This window comes from Streptomyces sp. NBC_00005 (assembly GCF_045160215.1).
Classification (GTDB): domain Bacteria; phylum Actinomycetota; class Actinomycetes; order Streptomycetales; family Streptomycetaceae; genus Streptomyces.
Genome location: NZ_CP108316.1, coordinates 6646208 through 6669204 on the forward strand (window position 1 = coordinate 6646208; position 22997 = coordinate 6669204).

A 22997-nucleotide genomic window follows, 5' to 3' on the forward strand; every position below is an offset into this window, starting at 1 on the left:
CGAGTCCTCACTGTTTTCGGCTGGTCGACTGCGGGCCCGCTGTGCCCGCCGTCGTACCCCCGGTGTCGGTTCCCGTGGTGCCGCCGCTGCTCGTGTCTCCGGTGGTCGAGCCCGTCGTTCCGCCGGTCGTGGTGTCGCCGGTGGTTCCGCCGTCGGTTGTCGTGCCGCCGTCGGTCGTGGTTCCGCCGGTCGTAGTGTCGCCGGTGGTTCCGCCGTCGGTCGTCGTGCCGCCCGTGGTGGTCGTGCCGCCGTCGGTCGTCGTGCCGCCGTTGTCCTGACCCTGCGTCTGGCCCTGGTTCTCCTCGCCGCCCGTGGTGGTCGTGCCGCCGGTGCCCGGCTGCTGCGGGGGCTGGGTGACGGCGGGGGGCTGGGTCTCCTCGGCGCCCGCCTGCAGTTCGAGGTCGAAGTCGGTCGCCGTCTTCCCCTTCAGGGCGGCCTTGGTGTACTGCGCCCAGATCTCGGCGGGCGGGCCGCCGCCGTTGACGCGGTCCAGGCCCATGGCGCCGTAGAGCGACTTGTGGGCGGCGGTCACGGGGTCCTGGCCCATGACGGAGACGACGGTCGCGAGGTCGGGTGTGTAGCCGGCGAACCAGGCGGCCGTGTCCTCCTCCGCGGTGCCGGTCTTGCCGGCGGCGGGGCGGTCGGCGCCCTGGGCTGCGGTGGCGGTGCCGTTCTCGACGACGCTCTGCAGGATCGACGTGGTGGTGTCGGCGGCTTCACGGCTGACGGCCTGGCTGGTCTGCTGCTTGGGCAGATCGACCACGTCCTTGCCGTTCTTGGTGATCGAGTCGATCATCGTGTACGTGCCGCGCTTGCCGTGGTTGGCGATGGTCGCGTACGCCTCCGCCATGTCGAGGACGCTGGCGGTGTTCACGCCGAGCGCGATGGAGGGCGTCCCGGTCAGGTCGGGGGTGCCGGACGGGATGCCGAGGTCGATCGCGGTCTGCTTGACCTTGTCGGGGCCGACGTCCACGGCCATCTGTGCGTACACCGAGTTGATGGACTTGTCGGTGGCGGTGCGCACGGTGACCTCGCCGTAGGAGCCCTGGTCCTCGTTCTCGGGCGCGTAGCTGCCGCCGCTCCAGCCCTGTACGGGGCGCTTGTTGGTGCCGTCGTAGTAGGTGTTGGGCGTGATGATCTGGCCGTCCTGCGTCTCGGAGTGGTTCTGGACGGCCGAGGCGAAGACGAAGGGCTTGAAGGTGGAGCCGACCTGGAAGTCGCCGCGGGTCGCGCCGTTCGTGTACTGCTTGACGTAGTCGATGCCGCCGTACATCGCGACGACCTTGCCGGTCTTCGGGTCGACGGAGGCGCCGCCCGCGCGGACGTAGTTGTCGACCTTGTTGTTCTTCTTGTCGAGCTTCGAGATCACCTTGTCGTTCACGGCCTTCACGAAGGCGTCCTGCTTGCTCTTCTGCAGGGTGGTGGTGATGCGGTAGCCACCGGCCTCGAGCTCGTCCGCGGTGACGATCTTGTTCTTGGTGAGGTAGTCCTTGATCGCGTTGACGATGTAGCCGCGCTGCCCCGACATGCCGGTGGAGACGGTCTGCTCCTTCGGCATGGGGAACTTGAGGCCGGTCCGCTTGGACTCGGCCAGCCAGCCCTTCTTGACCATGCCGTCCAGGACGTAGTTCCAGCGGGCGACGGCGGCCGGCTTGTTCTCGGGGTGGGCGACGACGTCGTACTCGCTGGGCGCGTTGACCAGCGCCGCGAGGTAGGCGGCGTGGGCCGGGTCGAGGTCGGTGGCGTCCATGCCGTAGTAGGCCTGGGCGGCGGCCTGGATGCCGTACGCGTTGCGGCCGAAGTAGCTGGTGTTGAGGTAGCCCTCCAGGATCTGGTCCTTGGACTTCTCGCGGTCCAGCTTGATCGAGATGAAGAACTCCTTGGCCTTGCGGGTGACCGTCTGCTCCTGGGCCAGGTAGTAGTTCTTCACGTACTGCTGGGTGATCGTCGAGCCGGACTGCTTGCCCTTGCCGGTGGCGGTGTTCCAGCCGGCGCGCAGCATCGCCTTGGGGTCGACGGCGGACTCGGTGTAGAAGTCGCGGTCCTCGGCGGCCAGGACGGCGTGCTGCGCGTCCTTGGAGACCTGCGCGAGCGAGACGTTCTCCCGGTTGACCTCGCCGTCGCGGGCGAGCTGGGAGCCGTCCGCGTACAGATAGACGTTGGACTGCTTCATGGCCAGGGCGTTGGCCGGGGGGATGTTGACCATCGAATAGCCGAGGTAGAACAGGCCGATCAGCAGCAGTATCCCGATGACGAAGGTGCCGAGCACCATGCGCCAGGTCGGGATCATCCGGCGCCAGCCGGTCCTCCTGGGACGCTTCGGTTTCCGTCCGTCCCCCTGACCGACCACCGGATCGGCCGCCTGCGGCTCTCTCGGTGCCCAGCCCTGGTCCGGCTGCTGCGGCTGCGGCTCGTCGCTCATGTTGTGCTCGGACTCCTGTTTCGCGTCGTACGTTCCCGTACGCCCTCGTACGCCATCTGCGTCCCCTCTTGAAGACTCTCGCACCATGCGTTCCGTTCCCGGATCACGGCACGCGTCCGGCCCCGAAAATGCGTGGCGTGCGTCACTACCAGCGGACTAGGCTCCTGCGCTTCGGTGTCGGGCGGTCCGGGAGGTTGACTGACGTGGGCTCGGGACGGTTGTACGCGGCCGTCGCAGCGGGCGGTTTCAGACGGTACGCGACGTATCGGGCGGCCACTGCGGCAGGGGTGTTCACCAACACCGTCTTCGGGTTGATCCTCGTGTACACGTATCTCGCGCTGTGGGACGAGAAGCCGCACCTCGGCGGGTACGACCAGGCGCAGGCCGTCACGTATGTGTGGCTGGGGCAGGCGCTGTTCGCGGCTCTGGCGATCGGGGGCAGCGGTGTCGAGGGCGAGTTGATGGAGCGGATCCGGACCGGGGACGTGGCGATCGACCTGTACCGGCCCGCGGATCTTCAACTGTGGTGGCTGGCGGCCGACGTGGGGCGTGCGCTGTTCCAGGTGCTGGGGCGCGGGGTGATCCCCTTCGTGTTCGGTGCGCTGGTCTTTCCGGTGGCGCTGCCGGGGGATCTGGCGACCTGGGCCGCGTTCCTGGTGACCGTGGTGCTGGGGATGGTGGTGGGTTTCGGCATCCGGTACCTGATCGCGCTGTCGACGTTCTGGCTGATGGACGGCACGGGCATGACGCACATGACGATGCTCGCCGGGTTCTTCTGCTCGGGGATGATGCTGCCGCTCAACGTGTTCCCGGGCGCGCTCGGCGAGGTCGTACGGGAGCTGCCGTGGTCGGCGCTGCTGCAGAAGCCGGCGGACGTGCTGCTGGGGGAGGCCGATCCGTGGGGGACGTTCGCCTTCCAGGGGGCGTGGGCGGTGGCGCTGCTCGCGGCCGGGCGTCTGGTGCAGTCGGTGGCGACGCGGAGGGTGGTCGTTCAGGGTGGCTGAGGTGGGCCGGGTGGCGGAGGGGCTGCGGGCCTACCGTCTGATCGGCGGGATGTGGATCCGCTCCACGATGGCGTACCGCGCGTCCTTCGCGATGACCACGTTCGCGAACTTCGCGGTGACCGCGCTGGACTTCGTCGGCATCCTGCTGATGTTCTCGCGGGTCGACGCGCTGGGCGGCTGGCCGCTGCCCGAAGTCGCCTTCCTCTACGGCCTGTCGAGTGTCGCGTTCGGTTTCGCGGACCTGGCGATCGGCTCGATGGAGCGGCTGGGGCAGCGGGTGCGCGACGGCACGCTGGACACGCTGCTGGTGCGGCCGGCGCCGGTGCTGGCGCAGGTCGCGGCCGACCGCTTCGCGCTGCGCCGGCTGGGGCGGATCACGCAGGGCGCGCTGGTGCTCGGGTACGCGCTGGCCGCCGTCGACATCGACTGGACCCCGCTGAAGGTGCTGTTGATGCCGGTGATCGTGGTGAGCGGTGCGGGGATCTTCTGCGCGGTGTTCGTGGCGGGCGCCGCCTTCCAGTTCGTGGCGCAGGACGCGTCCGAGGTGCAGAACGCGTTCACGTACGGCGGTGCGACGCTGTTGCAGTACCCGCCGACGGTGTTCGGCAAGGAGCTGGTGCGCGGGGTGACGTTCCTGCTGCCGCTGGCCTTCGTCACGTGGGTGCCGGCGGCCTATGTGCTGGGGCGGCCGATCCCGCTCGGGCTGCCGCAGTGGGTGGCCTTCGCGCCGCCGTTGGTGGCGGTGGCGTGCTGTGCGCTGGCAGGGCTGGCGTGGCGAACGGGGCTCAGGTCGTATCGGAGTACGGGGAGTTGAGGACTGTGGGCGAGGCTGTGGACGAAGCCGTGGACGATCACTTCATCGAACTCGACCGGGTCGAGAAGGTCTTCGACGTGCGCAAGAAGACGGGGTTCTTGAGGAGCGAGCGGCGGCAGGTGCGGGCCGTCGACTCCATCTCCTTCACCGTGGCGCGCGGCGAGATGGTCGGCTACATCGGGCCGAACGGCGCGGGCAAGTCGACGACGATCAAGATGCTCACCGGCATCCTGACCCCGTCCGGCGGCCGGTTGCGGGTCGCGGGCATCGACCCGTCGCGCGAGCGCACACGGCTCGCGCACCGCATCGGGGTGGTGTTCGGGCAGCGTACGACGCTGTGGTGGGACCTGCCGCTGATCGACTCGTACAAGCTGATGCACCGCATGTACCGGATCCCGGACGCCCGTTACCGCGAGAACCTCGACCGCTGTGTCGAACTCCTGGAACTGGCCGATCTGTTGGACACCCCGGTGCGGCAGCTGTCGCTCGGGCAGCGGATGCGCGGGGACATCGCGGCGGCGCTGCTGCACGACCCGGAGGTGCTCTACCTCGACGAGCCGACGATCGGCCTGGACGTGATCTCCAAGGCCAAGGTGCGGGGATTCCTGCGGGAGTTGAACTCCGAGCGCGGCACGACGGTGCTGCTGACCACCCATGACCTGCAGGACATCGAGCAGTTGTGCTCACGGGTGATGGTCATCGACCACGGGCGCCTGATGTACGACGGTCCGCTCGCGGGGCTGCACGAGGTGGGGGAGAGCGAGCGGACCCTCGTGGTGGACCTGGAACGGGAGATGGCGCCGATCGAGGCGGCGCCCGCGCGGGTGGTGAAGGTGGAGGGGCCGCGGCAGTGGCTGGCGTTCCCGGCGGCCGAGTCGGCGGCGGCGCTGGTGGCGAGGATCGCGGCCGAGTATCCGCTGGCGGACCTCTCGGTGCGGGAGCCGGACATCGAGGCTGTGATCGCCAAGATGTATGTGGAGCAGTCGGAGAAGGCGGAGCAGTCGGAGAAGGCGGAGAAAGCGGTCTCGTAGCCGAGGGCCGGGGGAACTCGTAGGCTGTTTGGTATGACGGACGACGCAGTCCCGGAGCTTCGCGCTTCCGACGCCGATCGTGAACGAGTCGCCGAGGTCCTGCGGGACGCCCTCGCGGAGGGCCGTCTCGACATGGAGGAGTTCGAGGAGCGGCTGGAGGCCACCTACAAGGCGCGGACGTACGGCGAATTGACGCCGATCACCCGCGACCTGCCGGGCGACGGGGTCGCCGCTCCTCCCGTCTCGCTGGTCAAGGAGCCCGTGCAGAGCGGGAGTCGGGCCGGGCGGATCGTCGGCGGCGAGGGATCCTCGTCGTGGGCGGTCGCCGTGATGTCGGGGTTCCAGCGCAAGGGGCGCTGGACCGTGCCGAAGGTGTTCAACTGCTTCGCCTTCTGGGGCGGCGGGGAGATCGACCTGCGCGAGGCGAACTTCGCGGACCGCGAGGTCGAGATCAACTGCGTCGCGATCATGGGCGGGGTGAACGTCATCGTGCCGCCGGGTGTCGAGGTCGTCGTGCGCGGCATCGGGATCATGGGCGGGTTCGACCACCGCGAGGAGGGCGTGCCCGGTGAGCCCGGGGGGCCGCGCGTGATCGTGAAGGGCTTCGCCTTCTGGGGCGGCGTCGGCATCGAGCGCAAGGTGACCCGGGAGGAGCGGCGCCGCCTGAAGGAGGAGCGCCGCCAGGAGAAGCTGGACCGCAGGGCCGGGCACGCGCTGGGCGAGGGGTTCTCCGATCACCACCGGATGCTCGAGGAGCACCGCGAGTGGCGGCGCGATCTGCACGACGAGCGGCGGCAGCGGCACGACGAACGGCGCGAGCGGCACCGGGAACGGCGCGAGGAGCGGGACAGGCGCCGCTACCGCGACTACTGAACCGCCCCTGCCGCGCCTACAGTTCGGCCGGCGCCGAGCCCTTCAGGGTCTTCAGGTCGAAGACCTGCGCCATCTGCGCGTAGCCCTTGTCGCTCGGGTGGAGATGGTCGCCCGAGTCGTAGTCGGAGCGCAGCCTGCGCGGGTTGTACGGGTCCCGCAGTGCCTTGTCGAAGTCGACGACGGCGTCGTAGACCCGGCCCGAGCGGATCTCCGCGTTGACCTGCTGCCGTACCGCCTCGCGGGCCGGGGTGTAACCGCGGTGGCCCTGGAAGGGCATAAGGGTCGCGCCGATGACCTTGATGCCGCGGGCGTGTGCCTGGCGGACCAGTGTGCGCAGTCCGTCGAGGATCTTGTTCGGGTCGGCGAGGCGGGGGTTGCGCAGGATGTCGTTGACGCCGAGGTCGATGATGACGACCTTGACGTCCGTGCGCGCGAGGGCGTCGCGGGAGAAGCGCCCGAGGCCGCTCTGGTTGTCGGCGGGCCGGCCCAGGCCGTTGGCGAGGATCTGGTTGCCGCTGATGCCCTGGTTGACGACGCTGTAGCGCGGCACGTCCTGGCCGGACTCGATCGCCGTGCGCAGCCGCTCCGAAAGGGCGTCCGTCCAGCGGTGGTTGGCGCCCTGGGTGGACGTTATGCCGTCGGTGAGGGAGTCGCCGAAGGCGACGACGGTGCCGTCCGAATCGTTGCTCAGCATGTCCAGCGCGGTGAGGTAACGCCAGAACGGCGTCTGCTCGGTGTACCCGGTGCCGGTCACGTCCTCGGTGAGGTCGCCCTCGGCGACGTAGGAGAGCTGGCGTGCGTGCGGGTGGTAGGTGACCGGGCCGGAACGGGTGGGGGAGTACGTGGTGACCAGCACGTCGCTGTCCTGCGGGATGACGATGCGGACGGCGTCGCTGAGGACCTGCTGGCCGGCCGGGATGACGACCGCGGTGCTGCCGCCGAAGGTCAGCCGCCGCATGGTGTCCGTGGACGCGGCCGCGGTGTCGGAGGCGACGGCCACGGCGATCGAGGCGTGCGTGATGGTCAGCGCCGACTGGCCGTAGAGGTTGGAGAGGGTGATGCGGGCGCTCGTACCGCCCACGCTCGCGTGCACGACGTTGCGGACCGAGAGGCCCGCCATGCCGTTCGTCTCGGTGCCGGGCTCGGCGCCGACCGGGGAGGCGGACCAGGAGCCGACCCAGATGCCGGTGGAGGCGGGGGCGGCGGAGTTGTGCGGGGCGCCCCCCTTACCGAGGGCGTTCGTGCTGGTGCTGCCCTCGTCGGCCGCGGCTCCGACGTATATGGCGGCGGAAAGGCCCACGACCACGGCGATGATCGCGGAAAGCAGGGCATAACCGTGACGCTTGGTCATGCGGTGCGGTCTCCTCGGGCGAATGGGAGCCCGAGGCTCCGATGTGATCACCCCATGATGCGTCATGGGATGAGGGGTAGTTGAACAGGACCCCCCTTTGGGCCGCCGGAGTTCAGGATGAGCTTCCCCATCCCGACAGACGCCGGGAACTCTTGTTCCGTTCCAGGAGTCGGTCAGGAAGGGACAATGTGTGCAGGGGATCACGAACGGGTGGAGTGAATGGAACGCACTAATCCGGATGAAACGGGTGCGAGTGACGTAGTTCAGCATTCCCGCCCGGACCGGGCGGGTAACCGTCCGGACTCGGCGGGTGAGCGAACCGTCCCCGCCTCGGCCGCGCGCGCGATGACGACCTTCAGTGCCGCCGACGAGGAGAAGCAGCGCGGGGTGCGCCGCATGAAGCTCACCGCGGCCGGGCTGCTGCTGTTCGTCGCGGTGGTCTACGTCCTCGCGAAGTGGGCGGAGAACTCAGGGGCCGGCCCCTGGACGGGCTATGTCGCCGCGGCCGCCGAGGCCGGCATGGTCGGCGCGCTCGCCGACTGGTTCGCGGTCACGGCCCTGTTCCGGCACCCGCTGGGTCTGCCCATCCCGCACACCGCGATCATCCCGAACAAGAAGGACCAGCTGGGAGTGTCGCTGGGCGAGTTCGTCGGCGAGAACTTCCTCTCGGAGGACGTCGTACGGCAGCGGCTGCGCGCCGTCGGCATCGGCAGCCGGCTGGGCGCGTGGCTCGGGGTGCCGGACCACGCGGACCGGGTGACGGCGGAGCTGTCGGCGGCCCTGCGCGGCGCGCTGACCGTGCTCCGCGACTCGGACGTCCAGGCGGTGGTGGGCGAGGCGATCACCCGGCGCGCGGACGCCCAGGAGATCGCGCCCGGCATCGGGAAGATGCTGGAGAGGGTCGTCGCCGACGGCGGTCACCGGAGGGTCGTCGACCTGATCGTCACGCGCGCGCACGACTGGCTCGTGTGGCACGACGCGGAGATCATGGACGCCGTGCAGGGCGGCGCCCCCGGCTGGACCCCCCGCTTCGTCGACAAGAGAGTCGGCGAGCGCGTCTACAAGGAACTGCTGCGCTTCGTCACCGAGATGCGCGACATGCCCTCCCACCCGGCCCGCGGCGCCCTCGACCGCTTCCTCACCGACTTCGCCTCCGACCTGCAGTCCGACACGGACACACGCGCGCGTGTGGAGCGCCTCAAGGGCGAGGTGCTGGGCCGCGGCGAGGTCCAGGACCTGATCGCCTCCGCCTGGACCGCCGTACGCTCCATGATCGTCTCGGCGGCGGAGGACGAGCGCAGCGAACTGCGGCTGCGCGTGCGGGCCTCGCTGCTGTCGCTCGGGGCGCGGATGGCGGTCGAACCGAAGCTGCAGGCGAAGGTCGACGGCTGGGTGGAGGGCGCGGCGGTGTACGTGGTCACCACCTACCGCAAGGAGATCACCTCCCTGATCACGGACACGGTGGCCGGCTGGGACGCCGAGCACACGACCCGCAAGATCGAGGCCCACATCGGCCGCGACCTGCAGTTCATCCGGATCAACGGCACGGTGGTCGGCTCGCTGGCGGGACTCCTGATCTATACGGTGTCGCGGGCGCTGGGGGCGTAACGCCCCGGGGAGCAGGGCCGCCGGCCCGGGACACCCGGCACGGGTTCGCTTCGCTCGACGAGGAGGGAGCCCATGCCCAGCGCCGAAGCCGCGACCGGCGACACCGGCCGTACCATCACCACCCGACTCCCCGCCCGCCTCGGTTCCTACTGAGCGCCGTCGTGTCGAACCTGGTCGCGGCGCCGCATGAAGAGCAGGCCGCCCGCGACTGCGGTGACCCCCGCGGCGGCCGTCCAGCCGATGACGTCGCCGGAGCCGGTCGCGGCGAGGTCGCCGCCGGTGGTGGGGGACGCGGAAGCGGAGACCGCCGCCGTCGCCTCCGTCTGCGGACGAGGACCGGAGTCGGCGCCCGAGGCCGAGGCTGATGCCGAGCCCGCCGGGGCCGGCCTCGCCGTGGCCTTCGTCATCATCTTGTCCCGCGTATACGCCAACGTCCCGAACCCGAGCTGGTCGTACCCCCCACTGTTGGGCCCGTAGTCCCCACCGCCACCCTCGGGCGCTGCCTTGGCGGCGATCCGAGTGAGGTAAGTGGCGGACAGGCCACGGCGCTTGGTGTAGTGGTTGGCGATCATCGCCCAGATCGGCCGCTGCATGTTCGGATCCACACCGGCGGCGGCTGTGGCGGTCTCGGTACCGGACCAGCCGCCCACCGCCCCCTTCCGGCGGGTGTTGGCGGTGTACGACACGTCCCCGCCCATGCTCCACTTGGCCACGTACTGCGCGCCCTTGAGGAAGCGGTTGTCGTCGTAGCCGTACAGGTCGATCCCCTGGTTCCAGGCCATCTCGCAGAAGGTGCCCATCAGTCCGACCCCGAGCAACGAGTGTCCCTGGTCCCGCCCGGCCTCCAGCCACTCGCCGAGCCCGTCGTCGTGCACGACGGGAATGGCGTGCTTGATCGACCCGAGCCCGGCACCGTTCTTGAAGTAGTCGACGGCGCGGGCGACTTGGGCCTTGTCGTCGCAGAAGATGCCGGTGGCCAGGACGCACGCCATGGCGCACAGGTCCCAGTTGGTCCAGTAGTTGGTGACGACGGCGTTGTTGTGGTGAACCAGGAAGTCGTCGCTGATCGGGGCGAAGACCTTGCTGAGCATCTCCTGGAACCGGCCGAGCTCGAAGTCGCCGTGGTCCCGGACGAGTTCGGCGGCGTTGGCGGCCTGGTAGCCGTACAGCCCGGCGGCGAGGAACCGGTCCGCGCTCCCGGCGAGAGACGTCAGCTTCGCCGACCAGGCGTTGAGGATCGCGACGGCGGTGTCGGCGTGGGCGCTGTCGCCGCCGACGTGGTAGCGCAGGGCGTTCTGGTAGGCGGCGTGGATGTCGTTGTAGAGGGCCGCGTAGTTCTGCGGGGAGCCCGCGCCGCGGTACACGGTGGCCTGGGGGTTGGCCGTCCAGCCGCTCTGCGCATGCCTGTTGGCGGTCAGCTTGGCGTACCCGGCGGTGTGGGGCGCGGCGCCCGCCTTCACCTTCGCGGCCATACGGGCCAGGTCGGCGCCGGTGTGCAGGAGACCGGGGTGCGCGTAGGACGTACCGGCGGCCACTGCGGGGGCCGCGCCGGCGGCCGTGGCGATTCCGACGGCTCCGGCGGCGGCGCCGGTGGCCTTGAGCATGGTGCGGCGGCTGATCTGTCGTGTCACATGCATGCCACGGAGACGGCCGGGGGCGGGGCCGATAACGAAAACTGGACGGCCACCGTGCGCGACACACGCACCAGACACGCACCAGGGGCACCGGGCGTAACATCCCGGCGCCCCTCCCCGCGAGCTCCTGCGCGTCAGGCCTCGGTATCAGGCTTCCCTGCCAGGTCTGGACGCCAGGCCCTCCGCGTCAGGCCCTGCGGTCGGCGACCACCCAGGAGGCGAGCGCCACGGCACCGGCCATCCCGAACACGGCGGGCCAGGCGCCGACCTTCTTGGCCAGCGGATGGGACGCCCCGAAAGCGGCGACATACGCGGCCGTCAGCGCGCCGGCGGCCTTCCCGCCGGCCTGCTGCCGCCACTGCGTCGCGGCCGTGGCCCCCGCGACGGCCAGCACGGCCCCGCCCAGCTGCCGCTTCCTGGTCCAGCGGGCCACGCCGTACCCGCCGACGAGCCCGCCCGCGGCGACCACCGCACTGGGAACCTTGGCCATGCCTGCCTCCTACCGCTTTGACTGATGTGCCCGAGGCTAACTCCCAGGGCGAAAGGCGGGACGAACTTGAGTCGAGTGTTGTCAACTCCTCCTTTCTCTCCTCTCCTCTCCTCTCCTCTTCCTGCCAACCGGAGCGCCTGTACGAGGTGATCGCGGCGTACCTCGAGCCGGCTGCCCCGGACGGGCGTCGGTGAAGGGGTCGAGGAGGTCGCTTCGAGTCACCGTTTGAGCCGGTTGCCGTTTGCGTATGCTCTCGGGCGATGTGGCCGCACAGGAGCGGCACAGGAACGGGGGAAGGCGATGAGTGGCGCGGGCGGAGGCCCTTGGGGACCGTACGGCGGACAACCACCGGGTCCACCGGGAGGTCCGCCCCCGGCTCCGGGGTGGCCCCCGGCGCAGGGGTGGCCGCCGCCTCCGCCGGGAGGTCCGGCTCCGGTGCCGGGGTGGCCGCCTGGGCTGCTGGTTCCGCAACGCCGTCCCTCATGGGTGCGCCGGATGTGGCGCTTGCTCAACCCGATCGCGGTCGGCCGCGCGGTGTTCACGCCCTCACGGCCCGACCGGGTGGAGGACCCGGCCGTGAAGAAGGTCCAGGTCTGGCGTTCGGTGATCGGCTTCGGCGCGGTGGTCCTGATCGCGATGGTGTACCGGCTCGCGGTGGACACCAAGGACCTGGTGGACCAGCGCGGGGATCAGATCGAAGCCTCCGTGAACATGACGGCGATCACGTTCCCGATCGTCCTGGCGGTGTTCATCGCCGCGACCCGCCCGCCCAACCGGCAGGTCTTCCTGCGGCGCGCGCTGAAACCGCTGGGAGCACTGGCCGCACTGATCGGCTCGATCGGCTCGATCCTGCTGATCGCCGACACCCCGCTCGTACACCTCTCCAAGAACGCGAAGCCGTCCCCGGAGGCCTACGCCCAGCTCGCTTTCCTGCTCTTCGTCCTGCTGTGGATCGTGCCGTTCGTGTTCTACGGCATCGCCATGGCCCTGGTCCACGTGTTCCGCACCGCTGACGTCCACGAGGCGCTGCCGCCGGTGCTGGCGACGTTGCTGGTGTGGGAACTCGCCATCTCCGACCTGGTCACGGGTGCCTACGAAGGCGCGCCCTTCGGGGTGAGGATGGCCCTCACCTTCGGCGGACCGCTGTCCATCACCGCGGTGAGCCTCTGGGAACTCAGGCGGCTCCAGACACGTCATGGCCTCACTCTGCGGCGGGCACTGCTTCGCTGACGGGGCTGCTGGTGGGCTGGTGGGCTGGCGGGCTGATCGGGCGAGTCATCAACGGTGAGAGACCCGGGGGGAGTTGACCCCGGGTCCCTCATTCCGCTTCCGCTTCCGCTTCCGCTTCGGCTTCCGCGCTCAGCGGCTCACGAAGAGAGCCATTCGGTCGCGTTGAGTGCGAGGGCGGCGTTGGTGGCGCCGGTGTCGTTCCAGCCGTCGTAGAGCGTGTTGCCGGACTGGCCGGTGCCGTCGTCGATCGGTGAACTGTCGCCCCAGAAGGCGATCTTGCCGCTGCCGTAGGTGCTGGTCAGGAAGAAGGCGCCGGTGTTGCCGGAGTAACCGCTGCGATAGAGCAGGCCCTTGACGTTCGCGTTGTCGGAGGGCGTGAGGGTGGCGGTCGTACCGTTGGCGATCAGGCTCTTGGTGACCGTACCGAAAGAGCCGTGCAGCACCGGGTCGCTGCTGTCGCTGATCGCCTTCGGGTAGCCGGAGCTGATGTTCAGCGAGTCGATGGAGAACCCGAACGGGTCGTCGCTGTCCACGCTGTTGTCGGTCATCAGGTCGTTGAGGATGTCGACCGCGTCGGCGCCGTCGTTGTTGCGGTCGGAGCCGGTGTGGTCGGAGATCATGAACAGGCCGCCGCCGTTCTTGACGAAGTTCATGATCGCCGTCTTCTCGGCCGTCGTGAACTCCGTGTTCGGCTCGGGCAGGACCAGTGTGTCGAACTTCGACAGGTCGGTCGCCGACGAGCCGCCGTAGCTGAGGCTGGAGCCCGACGGCAGCGTCTTCAGGCTGTAGTCGCCGGTCTTCTGCAGGGCCACGCCCCAGGAGGACAGGGCGCCCGTCCAGTCGGTCTCGGAGGACGGGGAGGAGTCCTGGGAGAGCGGGTCGGGCTGGCTGGTCGAGACGATCCAGTCGGCGTTGCCGGCCGTCTCGGCATGGGCGTTGTCGAACAGGACGCGGTGCGTGGTGGCCGCGGCGGCGGGGGTGGCGGTGGACGCCTGGACGGCGGCGCCCGTGGTCAGCAGGCCGAACACGGTGAGAGCGGTGGTGAATCCGCGGCGGGACGTGCCAAGGGACGTGCCAAGGCCGAACATCCGGTGGACCTCCATGGGGGGCTCCATGAGTGGGGGGTGGGGGGATGGAGAGGCGGTGCGGGTGTCGAATCTTCGCGCGTAGAACGGCAGTTGAAGAGGCAACCGCCGCTCGACACAAGGCTGGACGGTACACACGGCACCGGCGTCGCGGGCAGGGCGCGTACGGATTCTTGGCCGCTGCTTGATCTTCTCTTTGACGTGAGCACGCAATGTGGCCAAGGGTGGTGGCCCGGCCCGTATTAATTCGGCCATTCGTGCGAGCTTTGGAGTTACGGCTGAGGTCGGAGAGAAATGGAGCGCCACGTGCAACCCGACCCGGTCGCATTTCCCAATTTCGCTTGTGGAGGGGGAAGTTCGGGAGGATGCTTTCCAGCACTGCGGACTATGTCCGCTTCGGGGGAAGGATCCGGCATGGCCAAAAGTGAGGTCATTGATGTCCGGGTGAGCCGACGAGTTCTCTGGGTCGGGGCCGAGGCGTATCCACTGCACAACATCGCCCGCGCGACGACGATCAGGATCGAACCTGATCGAATGGCGGCCGTGGGGCGTTTCCTCAAGTCCCTTCTGATTCTGGCAATCCTGACGGTGGCCGCCGTGGCCGTGATCGGCAGAGTCGACTGGCCCAGTGGCAGCGGACAGGACGCCCTGCGCGGTGTGGTGGTCTTCGCGGTGGTCATGGTCGCCGTCTTCGCCGCCCAGCTCCTGAAGGTCCTGATGACGCGGACGTACTACGCGCTGGTCATCGAGACCTCGGGTACTCCCCGCGCGGTGTTGGTCAGTACGGACGCACGCGAGGTGGGCGGGCTCGTCCTCGGGATCATGGACGCGATATCCAACCCGCACGCCGAATTCCGCACCCAGATCATTAACTACAACAGCACCCACATCGGCGACAAGATCAATCAGATCGGCGGCATCGGCAACGTCGGAAAGAGGGTAGGAAGTTGAACGACGGCGGCAACTTTCACATCGGTGACGCGGTCACCCAGATCGGCGGCTCCGGAAATACCGGAATTTACAAGAACCAGGCGTCCGCTGCGGATCCGCAGGCGGCCTTCAGGGACATGATCCAGGCAATTCAGGTAATGCGCGGCCAGGTCTCGGCCGAGGACCGCCAGGTCATCGACGATTCCCTCCAGACCATCGGCAACGGCGCCAACGCCGATCCCGGAACCATGCGTCGGGCCCTGACGGCCATCGCAGGCGTCGCGACGATGGTCGGCCAGGTCGGAGTCCCGGTGGTCGAGGCGGTACGCCGGGTCATGGCGCTGTTCGGGGGGTGAGGCAGGGCGAGGCTGGGCGAGGGGAGGCGACGAGCGCCTCAACCGGCGCCGCTGGACCGGGAGTTCGCGGCAAGTTGGAGGCAAGTTCCCGGGCGGGCTCGTGGCAGGATCGGCCGACATGGAATTCTCCGAGGTGGTCCGTCGTCGCCGCATGATCCGGCACTACTCCGACAAGCCGCTGTCCCCGGAGGTGATCGAGCGCATCCTCGCCTCCGCACTCCGGGCGCCCTCGGCCGGCTTCTCGCAGGGCTGGGCGTTCCTCGCTCTGACCGATCCGGCCGACCGCGCCCGCTTCTGGCCGTTCGTCCCCACCCGGGTCGAACAGACGCCGACCATGCAGGACGCCCCGCTGGTCGTGGTCCCCCTGGCCCACAAGGCCGCCTATCTCGCGCGCTACGCCGAACCGGACAAGGGCTGGGAGGACCGCGCCGAGGCCCGCTGGCCCGCCCCGTACTGGCACATCGACACGGGAATGGCAGCCCTCCTCATGCTCCTGACCGCCGTGGACGAAGGTCTCGGCGCCTGCTTCTTCGGCATCATGCCGGAGCAACTGCAGCCGTTCCGGGCGGAGTTCGGGATCCCGGAGGAGTACGCCCCCATCGGTGGGATCACGGTCGGCCACCGCGCCGACGACGTGCCCGCGCAGGGTGCCCGTATCGCGGCACGCCGACGGGGCGCGGAGGACGTCATCCACCGCGGGCAGTGGGGGCGGAATGCATGAGGAGACCGGCGGTGGCGGTCTCCTCCTTTTCGACGTCGGCCCGCTTCAGCCGCCCAGCACAGGCAGGGAGAGGCCGCAGCGGACGGGCTGCTTGCGGGCGGGATCGAGGGCGTTGCCCACGAGTTGGAGAGCGTTGCCCACGATTGGGAGAGCGTTGCCCACGAGTTGGAGAGCGTTGCCCGACCGCCGGGCAGACACCCCCGCTGGTGCCTTCTGAACAGGAAGAGGGCCCCGACGCCAGTGGCGCCGGGGCCCGATGTACCCACGTCAGGTGGTCAGCCCGTGTGGCACGACGTGTCTTCCGGGATGCAGGTGCCGACGTCATCGCCGGGCAGGTGAATCAGGTCGTCCCGGACCCAGCCGGTGACGCCCTTGGCGTTGCCGGTCGTCATCTTGACCTTGTACCAGCTGTGGCCACCGGCGTAGGTCGAAGTCTTCTCGGTGCACTTGTTGTTCTTGTAGGCCACGCCCAGGCTCGTGGAGCTGGTGGACGCCTTGGAGCGGAGGTTCGCCGAGCTCGCCTTGATGTAGCAGCCCGAGGCCGCCTGGGCCGGAGCGGCAGCGAGGACCAGCCCCGGAACAGCGAGTGAGGCGGTCAAGGAAAGAGCCGTCATGGCCTGACGTATGCGCATGGATTCCCCGTTTGCGTGAGCATCATGTGATGCCTTTACGAATTGACGTCCAGAGTCAAGATCATCAAGACTCGATGCGTCAACTGGCATTACGGAACTGAGACGTTGACGGCGTCCCCGGGCCACGACACTCGACGCCCCCTACACCTGCCCGCTGTGGTTCAGGGCAGCGAGATCTCCTGCACTCCCGAACTCCCCGGGCGATAGTCGCTGTGGCGCCCCCAGTCCGGCCGCACCCGCACGTAGACGATGTCCGGCCACACCGCCCGCTCCCGCCCGGTTGGAATCTGGTCGCAGTACACGTTCACATCCGGGTCGTCCGGCGAGATCTCCCCTGCGACACCTTCGAGTTGGACAGTCTGCTCGTCCCCCCAGTCGAACCCGACGACCAGGGCCACACGCGGCTGCCTACAGAGGTTGGCGAACTTACGGGACCCCCGCGTCGTATCGAAGACGAGGTCGCCGGCATCGGTCGCCGCGACCCCGATCACTGCGGCTTGCGGGTGCCCGTCGGCCGAGGTGGTGGCGAGTACGGCGAGCCGGCGGGCGCGGACGAATTGGATGAGTGCATTTCGGTCCATTTGTGCAACGTAACGGCATCGGGGCGAGCGGGAACGCCATCGGCCGCGCTTATGCGTTGCTCCAGAAGGCAGGGCTTCGTCGAGGGACCAGGCCACCCAGAACCGCATGGAAGTCAGCGGCCCCAGCGTCCAGCCCAAGCCGGGCGACATCTGGTGGACCGTCGACCCCAACGACGACGGCACCAAGCCCTCGTGCGACGAGTACCCGTATGAACCGCCACGAGGCTCCGCGCGAGGAGCCTGGCAGCGTCGTGGTCGAGAAAGTCTGACCGGCAAGGCAGTCGAACTCCGTTCTGTACCCGTCTTTACGGGGGAACGAGGGAGGGCACATTGAACGCCGACGAGGAACGCGAGTTCCGCGAGTTCGTGGCGGCGCGGTCGAGATCGCTGCTGCACACGGCCTACCTGCTGACCGGGGACTGGGAGCAGGGCCGCGACCTGCTCCAGACCGCGCTTGCCTCCACCGCTCGGCGTTGGTCGAAGCTGCGCGACCGGCAGCAGCCGGAGATCTATGTGCGCCGGGCGATCTACCACGCCCAGGTGGACCGCTTCCGACTGCTCAGCTGGGGACGGGAGATGGTCACCGACACCCTGCCGGACCAGCCGTCCGCGCAGGGCGCCGACTGGGCCGACACCGTGGTCCAGCGGCAGGACATCATGGCCGCGCTGCGGCGGCTGCCCAAGCGCCAGCGCGCGGTGATCGTGCTGCGCTACTTCGAGGACCGGCCGGACACCGAGATCGCCGCGATTCTGGGTGTCGCCCAGGGGACGGTCCGCAGCCAGACCCACAAGGCCCTCGCCTCCCTCCGCACCGCCTTGGCCGAGGCAGGTCCGTCGGCCGCCGCCTCCTCCACTGCCTCCGGAAGGGGCGTCATCGCATGAACGACTCGACCGAACACCCGCTGCACGAAACGTTGCTGCACGATGCCTTGCACGCCCATGTCCGGGAGAGCGGCGGTCATGCCGCCGGTCCCTGTCTGGTCGGCCTGGCCGACGGCGCATTGCAGGTCGCCCGGCGGCGGCAGCGGCTGGCCCGCGCCGGGGTCGGCATCGCCGCCGCCGTGGTGGTCGCCACCGCCTGGGTGGCCGTCGCGGACGGCGCGACCCAGCAAGCGCACGTAGTTCAGCCCGCCGCAGGGGGCACCGGGAACACCGAGAAGGTGGCCCTGATCTCCATCCTGCCGGTCACCTCCTCCACGGAGCACGCCTGCACCCGTGGCAGCGGCGGCTACACCGTGCACGCGAGCGCGAGCCACCCGGCGTTCTGCATCCACGCCGACCGGGCCAGGGGCATGACCGACGTCCGTGTCGCCTCCGCGAAGGCTGAGAAAAGCACCATGGACGGCACCTGGCGGGTCGAGGTGACCCTCAGCCCCGCCGACCGGACCCGGTACGCCGCCCTCACCGGCTCCATCGCCGCGGCCCCGGCCCCGCGCAACGGATTCGCCATCGTCATCGACGGCAAGCTCTGGGGCAACCCCTTCGTGACCTCCTCGATCACCGGCGGCCGTCTCGAAATCGTCGGGGCCTTCGTCGGGGACCTCACCAGCGCCACCGCCCACGACCTCGCCCTCCGGCTGGATACCGGCAGGTGACCCGCATACCCTGTGACCTGCACTGACAGCCGGCGCAAGTCACACATCCCCGGACTCCCCCATGTCGCAGGGCAAACCCGACTTCTGGGAGACCGACTCCACCCGCGGCGAGTAGCGGCGCCGGGCGAGCTTCCCAGCGCCTAAAGCCAACTCCTGCTACGGCGTTGGAACCGGTGACCAAGGTGGACGATTCCCGCCCCTGCACTCGATCGGCGAGGCGTTCAACCACCACCGCATGCCTTTGAACCAGGTCGAACCGCCGGCTGTGGCCATGCCGACGACGGGAAGCCAACTCCTCTCTCACACGATCCACATCCTCGACGCCACCCACGACCCGCAGGCCAGCCCGCTGACCGAGCAGTTCCTCAACCACCCCGACTCGGACGTGCGCGAGGAAAACAGGAGTCGCAGCAGCCCAGATCACCGGATCCACCCCGGGAGCCCGAAACCACAACTCTTGACGGTTGCTCATCAGATCGACCGTTGGAGGTCGCGTGCCATCCAACGGATCCTGCTCAGAGGCACGGCAGCTCGATCCGACCGGTCATCAGGACGTCATGGTTCGCGAAGAGTGCGTCGAGGGCGAAGCGCCGGCGAATGTACGCCGTCCAGGTCGCGTCCGGTAGGTCTGTGTACGCCTTGACCATCCGAGCACGACTTGCCTGGGTGAGGATCCAACGGGCCTGATCCCCACCGGTGTTGCGGCCGCCGAGGTCGCGGGCCAGGTGCCACAGCTCGTCGCCGTCGCTCTGTTCGTCGATGACGGTGACGAGCCCGATGTCCCCCAGCGTGCGCTCGTCGCTGGACTGGGTGGTGTAGGCGATGGTGAGGCTTTCGAGGGGGAAGACGGTCACGCGGCTGGTCGCGGTCAACTCGGTCAGGGGCACGGGGACGTATCCGTTCTGGGGCAGGGGAGTGGCGGGCGGGTTGGCCCAAGGAGGGCCAACCCGCCCTAGTGGGTCAGTGGTTGGGGGCCACTGCTCAGCAGCAGGGACCGTCGCCGCAGCAGGCAGGCGGATTGCAGTCCGCAGCCGTACCCCACAGCCGCTCGTCGACCTCGAAGCCTGCAGCGCGGATCTTCCCGACGACATCCGTCATCAGGCCGCGTGTGCGGGTCTTGCTGTTGGGCTGGTGATGGAGGAAGTAACCGAACTGCTCCTGGCACCAGTTGGCGTACCAGTCGGTGTGGAGGATGAGCGTGTGCCAGCCCGGGTCGACCTGCTGGGAGGGGGCCATGGTGGCGCCTTCGCCTGTCGAGCCCATCACGTGGACCAGGGCGAGCGCCTGGTCCATGACGCGGTCGGCGACTCCGCGTTCGAGGCCGTACTCGTCGGCGCAGAAGGCGGCGAGCATGTCGAAGTCGGGGTCGGTGACGAGGGAGCGGCCGGTGCGCGATTCGGTGGCTACGGCGGTGGTCATCGGATCGCCCCCTTCGTGATCGTTCCCGGACCTGACGGGGTTGTGTAGAGCACTGATTCACCTCACAGTTGGAGGACCTTCGGGTAGCCCTCTCCCTGAGTGCCGATATGCCTGTCGTGCTCGGGGGGAGGGATTCTTGTGCTCGCCGTGGAACCAGAGCGGTGTGCCAGGCCCGTTCGACGTAGGGGCGGAAGCCAGTCGAGACTGAAGTCGGCCAGTCGCGTGCTTCTCCGACTTCCTCCAGGACATCCACGCGACGAATCGTGGCTGTCCTGGAGGTCAGACCTTGCGAAGAATTCGTTCTCGGGATGAGGTGTCAGCCAGTTCGGCAAGTTGCAGCCGGCCGGCTTTGATCAGAGCGGTAATCGCCCGCGGCGCACACAAGTCGCCTTCGTAGCGAGGAGGAACCACCCAATAGGTTCCGGGAGGCTGCTGCCGGTCGATTCGTGGCACTCCCAAGTACGTGCCGAGACCAAGACAGGTCGCGACGTTGTCGTATGCCCAGACGAGACCGGCATGGCCCTGAATCAGGGCGTAGTACGTCCCGCCCGCGACTCGGCGATCGAAGATGACCGAGCCTCCCAGTAACTCGCCAAGTGCCACGGCCACTTCGCGGCGACTATCCGACTCAACAGCGGCGTGGACCACGTCGGACGGCATGCGCACAGCGGCGAAGCGCTCCCCGAGCGGCAGCAGGGCGACGCCCTGGGTTGTCCACTCGGCCCGAGCCTGTTCCGGCGCCGGGTGTGCCCGAACCAACCACTCGGCAATCGCTCTGTCCAACGCTTCCTGGGTGTACAAGGCCTGCCCCCTGTCATCCTGCGGTTCAGGTAAGGCACACAGCGTCCAGCACCAGCAATGCCACTTCTAGGACTTTCAAAGGCCTCCAAGAGGACTTCTACAGGGCCTTGTTGGCACCGTAGGGGTGGTGGAGGACACCACAGCGGACTTACTGTGAGACGGTTCGAGTAGTCGCCGTATCAGGAGGTGTCCGTGCCTCGGCCCGCAGGCAACATCCGGCTCAAGGCCGCCCGTGTAGCTGCCGGTTTCAACTCGCAGCAGGACCTTGCGGATGCCCTGACCAAGAACGCACAGCGGATGGGTATTCGCGGCCTGTCGGTCGGGGTACGGCAGGTCCGGCGCTGGGAGTCGGACAATCCTCCCTGGCCGCAACCTGACTGCCAGCGAGTGCTCGTACACCTGCTGGGCCAGACCATGGAGTCACTCGGCTTCACTCCTCCATGGGGTGCCGACAGTCCCAAGCCCGATCACACCCGACGCACACTCGTCGCGGGTGGCACCGCCGCCATCGGGCCGGCGACGGTACCCGGCCGAGCTGTTGCCAAGCCACAACCATCCACGGCAGGCACGGACTTCGAAGCCGTGACCCGTTCCCATCGTCGGCTCTACTGGTCCGTGGCTCCGACCAAGCTGCATCCAGCTGTCATCGCACACGCGACGCTGGGCTGTGCCCTGCTTCCGGAGACAACGGACTCCACCCGTCGTACGATCGCGGCCGCGCTGGGGGAGTCGTATCTCCTCGCAGGCCGGATCGAGTTCTTCGACCTCCGGGAGCCGAGCACGGCCGGCGACACCCTTCTCCTGGCTCTGCAGGCCGCGGGCGAAGCCGACAACTCACTGCTCGGCTCGGCGATCATCGCGCACATGGCGTTCCTGCCTGGCTGGGTCGGCGATCGTGACGCGGCACTGGAACGAATGATTGCGGCCCGCACCTATGCACGCCGCGCCCCTGCATCCGCCGAGTTCCTCGCGTGGTTGGACGCAGTGGAAGCCGAGTGCGAAACCCGCTGTGGCAACACCCGAACCGCACTGCATTTGATCGGGCACGCGGAGGACATCCTCACAGCCGGTAACGAACACCCCTCACCCGAGTGGATGGACTGGTTCTCACCGGCCCGTCTGGCGGCATTCAAGGGAAACACACAGATGATCGCTGGCCACTTCCCGCAGGCCCGCGAGACTCTGCTTGGTGTCTTGGGCGGGATGTCGCCCGGCGAGGACAAACAACGCAGTGTCGTTTACGGCGACTTGGCAGCCGTCGAGGCAGCGGCCGGAAACCCGGAGCAGGCCTGCAAGTACGCAGGCCAAGCCCTCGATCAACTCGCCATCACGTGGTACGCCACCGGCATGGACCGCGTACGAGAGGTCCGCCGCGCGCTTACTCCTCATCAGCACGAGCGTTGCGTCCGCGACCTAGACGACCGCCTCTACGACTGGTCGACGACCGTTAGTGTGCTGAGCCGTTGAACTCGCGGATTGACTTGGGAAGTTCGAGAAGGCTGTCCACTCGGAACGTCGGCATTTCCTTGGCATCAGGGCTGTTCCACTGGATGGTGGCCCAAGGTCCGCGACGCACGAGCGCGGTCAGCATGCCGGCCTCTCGGGCCGGTCGGATGTCGTTGTCGCACCGATCGCCGACGTAGAGGATCTCGCCGGCCTTGAAGGGGACGGCAGCGGCGACCCGCTTGAAGAACTCGGGATCAGGCTTGCTGGCATCCCAGTCGTCCGACGTACCGATCAGGTCGACGTCGTCGGAGAAGAGTGCCCGCAGGATCCCGCCCGCCCGTACGGTCTGGTTGCCCGCGATCCCCAGCCACAACTCGTCGGCCCGGAGCTCGGCAAGAGCCGGACGGACATCCGCGTACAGGTCTTCTTCGCCGAACGTCTCGGGCTGCCCGGCGGCGGCCCGCTTCTCACGTTCCTTGTAGAGGTCGAACCCTGGCCGGAACTCCTGGAAGGTCTCCCGATAGTCACGCCCCTGGGCGATGACGGCCCCGAACATCGCGTGGAAGGTGTGCCGGGGCACACCCAGCCAGTCGGCCCAGGTTCCGTACTCACGGGTTTCGTTCACTAGGCATTCGCCGACGTCGAACACGACTGCGCGCATCATGGCGGCAGGCTATCGGGGTAGGAACAGTGCTGGGCCGCCCCACCTGGGTTTGCCGCCGCCGGATGAGGCAAATCCACTAATTTTCCTCATGGGGCCCGCTTGGCCCCACCCCGGAGCTGCAATGAGGCGCGGGCGCCCCGGTGGCGACAGGAGCGATCCTGTTGACCGCTGTCCAACAGAGGCAGTGACGATCGACGCCATCACGGACCTCCTTCACTGGCTTCGGGCTCAGGGGCTCGATGCAGACGAAGCCGTGGACAGGGCTCAGATGCACTTCGCGGCTGAGGTAGCGATCCCGCCACGATGGCCG

At 68.6% G+C, this 22997-nt stretch carries 23 protein-coding genes; 12 read left to right on the forward strand and 11 right to left on the reverse strand.

The window, feature by feature from the left end; genetic code table 11:
• Positions 1-7: 7 nt before the first annotated feature.
• Positions 8-2422 (reverse strand): transglycosylase domain-containing protein, encoded by a 2415-nt coding sequence (locus OG303_RS30575; protein ID WP_405872365.1) that lies wholly within the window; start codon positions 2420-2422, stop codon positions 8-10.
• Positions 2423-2625: 203 nt separating this feature from the next.
• On the opposite strand from OG303_RS30575, the gene OG303_RS30580 reads away from it, so the two are divergent.
• The 4 genes from OG303_RS30580 to OG303_RS30595 are packed head-to-tail and all read left to right on the forward strand — an operon-like array spanning position 2626 to position 6144.
• On the forward strand, positions 2626-3426 hold the full coding sequence (locus tag OG303_RS30580; RefSeq protein WP_405872366.1) for an ABC transporter permease: 801 nt from the start codon (positions 2626-2628) through the stop codon (positions 3424-3426).
• Between the two features lie 49 nt (positions 3427-3475).
• Positions 3476-4240: an ABC transporter permease gene (locus OG303_RS30585; protein WP_405877568.1), complete on the forward strand. Its 765-nt coding sequence runs from the start codon at positions 3476-3478 to the stop codon at positions 4238-4240.
• Positions 4241-4245: 5 nt separating this feature from the next.
• Positions 4246-5271, forward strand: coding sequence for an ATP-binding cassette domain-containing protein (locus tag OG303_RS30590; RefSeq protein ID WP_405872367.1), 1026 nt, complete (start codon positions 4246-4248; stop codon positions 5269-5271).
• A 33-nt stretch (positions 5272-5304) separates the two neighbouring features.
• Positions 5305-6144: a DUF1707 domain-containing protein gene (locus OG303_RS30595; protein WP_405872368.1), complete on the forward strand. Its 840-nt coding sequence runs from the start codon at positions 5305-5307 to the stop codon at positions 6142-6144.
• A 16-nt stretch (positions 6145-6160) separates the two neighbouring features.
• Here OG303_RS30595 and OG303_RS30600 read toward each other — a convergent pair whose 3' ends face one another.
• Positions 6161-7495: an SGNH/GDSL hydrolase family protein gene (locus tag OG303_RS30600; RefSeq protein WP_405872370.1), complete on the reverse strand. Its 1335-nt coding sequence runs from the start codon at positions 7493-7495 to the stop codon at positions 6161-6163.
• A gap of 219 nt (positions 7496-7714) precedes the next feature.
• Between OG303_RS30600 and OG303_RS30605 the strand changes: the two genes are divergently transcribed.
• Positions 7715-9103 (forward strand): DUF445 domain-containing protein, encoded by a 1389-nt coding sequence (locus OG303_RS30605; protein ID WP_405872372.1) that lies wholly within the window; start codon positions 7715-7717, stop codon positions 9101-9103.
• A 146-nt stretch (positions 9104-9249) separates the two neighbouring features.
• Here OG303_RS30605 and OG303_RS30610 read toward each other — a convergent pair whose 3' ends face one another.
• Both OG303_RS30610 and OG303_RS30615 read right to left on the reverse strand, forming a co-directional pair.
• Positions 9250-10740, reverse strand: coding sequence for an alginate lyase family protein (locus tag OG303_RS30610; protein WP_405872373.1), 1491 nt, complete (start codon positions 10738-10740; stop codon positions 9250-9252).
• A gap of 184 nt (positions 10741-10924) precedes the next feature.
• The gene (locus OG303_RS30615; RefSeq protein ID WP_405872374.1) at positions 10925-11227 is read right to left on the reverse strand and encodes a hypothetical protein; all 303 of its coding nucleotides are present in this window, start codon (positions 11225-11227) and stop codon (positions 10925-10927) included.
• 495 nt (positions 11228-11722) lie between these two features.
• On the opposite strand from OG303_RS30615, the gene OG303_RS30620 reads away from it, so the two are divergent.
• Complete coding sequence (locus OG303_RS30620; RefSeq protein ID WP_405872376.1) at positions 11723-12457, forward strand: hypothetical protein; 735 nt, start codon at positions 11723-11725, stop codon at positions 12455-12457.
• Positions 12458-12594: 137 nt separating this feature from the next.
• On the opposite strand, the gene OG303_RS30625 is transcribed toward OG303_RS30620, so the two are convergent.
• Complete coding sequence (locus OG303_RS30625; RefSeq protein ID WP_405872378.1) at positions 12595-13560, reverse strand: hydrolase; 966 nt, start codon at positions 13558-13560, stop codon at positions 12595-12597.
• Positions 13561-13956: 396 nt separating this feature from the next.
• Between OG303_RS30625 and OG303_RS30630 the strand changes: the two genes are divergently transcribed.
• The 3 genes from OG303_RS30630 (at position 13957) to OG303_RS30640 (ending at position 15549) form a co-directional block, all read left to right on the forward strand.
• Positions 13957-14493 (forward strand): DUF6232 family protein, encoded by a 537-nt coding sequence (locus OG303_RS30630; RefSeq protein WP_405872379.1) that lies wholly within the window; start codon positions 13957-13959, stop codon positions 14491-14493.
• Positions 14490-14828 carry a hypothetical protein gene (locus OG303_RS30635; RefSeq protein ID WP_405872380.1) on the forward strand — a complete coding sequence of 113 codons (339 nt, stop codon included), beginning with the start codon at positions 14490-14492 and terminating at the stop codon, positions 14826-14828. The genes OG303_RS30630 and OG303_RS30635 overlap by 4 nt, the downstream gene beginning before the upstream one ends.
• A gap of 118 nt (positions 14829-14946) precedes the next feature.
• On the forward strand, positions 14947-15549 hold the full coding sequence (locus OG303_RS30640) for a nitroreductase family protein (RefSeq protein WP_405872382.1): 603 nt from the start codon (positions 14947-14949) through the stop codon (positions 15547-15549).
• Positions 15550-15824: 275 nt separating this feature from the next.
• Here OG303_RS30640 and OG303_RS30645 read toward each other — a convergent pair whose 3' ends face one another.
• Entirely contained in the window at positions 15825-16181 is a 357-nt protein-coding gene (locus OG303_RS30645) for an SH3 domain-containing protein (protein ID WP_405872384.1), read from the reverse strand.
• A 161-nt stretch (positions 16182-16342) separates the two neighbouring features.
• The gene (locus tag OG303_RS30650; RefSeq protein ID WP_405872385.1) at positions 16343-16762 is read right to left on the reverse strand and encodes a pyridoxamine 5'-phosphate oxidase family protein; all 420 of its coding nucleotides are present in this window, start codon (positions 16760-16762) and stop codon (positions 16343-16345) included.
• A 330-nt stretch (positions 16763-17092) separates the two neighbouring features.
• Here OG303_RS30650 and OG303_RS30655 point away from each other — a divergent pair, with 330 nt between their 5' ends.
• Positions 17093-17644 (forward strand): SigE family RNA polymerase sigma factor, encoded by a 552-nt coding sequence (locus OG303_RS30655; RefSeq protein WP_405872386.1) that lies wholly within the window; start codon positions 17093-17095, stop codon positions 17642-17644.
• Positions 17641-18357, forward strand: coding sequence for a SecDF P1 head subdomain-containing protein (locus OG303_RS30660; RefSeq protein WP_405872388.1), 717 nt, complete (start codon positions 17641-17643; stop codon positions 18355-18357). The genes OG303_RS30655 and OG303_RS30660 overlap by 4 nt, the downstream gene beginning before the upstream one ends.
• A gap of 515 nt (positions 18358-18872) precedes the next feature.
• Here the strand turns inward: OG303_RS30660 and OG303_RS30665 are convergent.
• From OG303_RS30665 to OG303_RS30675, 3 genes are all read right to left on the reverse strand, one after another.
• Positions 18873-19244, reverse strand: a complete 372-nt coding sequence (locus OG303_RS30665) for a hypothetical protein (protein WP_405872389.1) — start codon at positions 19242-19244, stop codon at positions 18873-18875.
• A 94-nt stretch (positions 19245-19338) separates the two neighbouring features.
• Positions 19339-19776, reverse strand: a complete 438-nt coding sequence (locus tag OG303_RS30670) for a hypothetical protein (protein WP_405872390.1) — start codon at positions 19774-19776, stop codon at positions 19339-19341.
• A 279-nt stretch (positions 19777-20055) separates the two neighbouring features.
• Positions 20056-20577, reverse strand: a complete 522-nt coding sequence (locus tag OG303_RS30675; RefSeq protein WP_405872391.1) for a hypothetical protein — start codon at positions 20575-20577, stop codon at positions 20056-20058.
• A 192-nt stretch (positions 20578-20769) separates the two neighbouring features.
• Here OG303_RS30675 and OG303_RS30680 point away from each other — a divergent pair, with 192 nt between their 5' ends.
• Positions 20770-22044 carry a transcriptional regulator gene (locus tag OG303_RS30680; protein WP_405872392.1) on the forward strand — a complete coding sequence of 425 codons (1275 nt, stop codon included), beginning with the start codon at positions 20770-20772 and terminating at the stop codon, positions 22042-22044.
• Here the strand turns inward: OG303_RS30680 and OG303_RS30685 are convergent.
• Positions 22025-22687, reverse strand: a complete 663-nt coding sequence (locus tag OG303_RS30685) for an HAD family hydrolase (RefSeq protein ID WP_405872394.1) — start codon at positions 22685-22687, stop codon at positions 22025-22027. The two genes, OG303_RS30680 and OG303_RS30685, sit on opposite strands and share 20 nt — an antisense overlap.
• Positions 22688-22997: the final 310 nt, after the last annotated feature.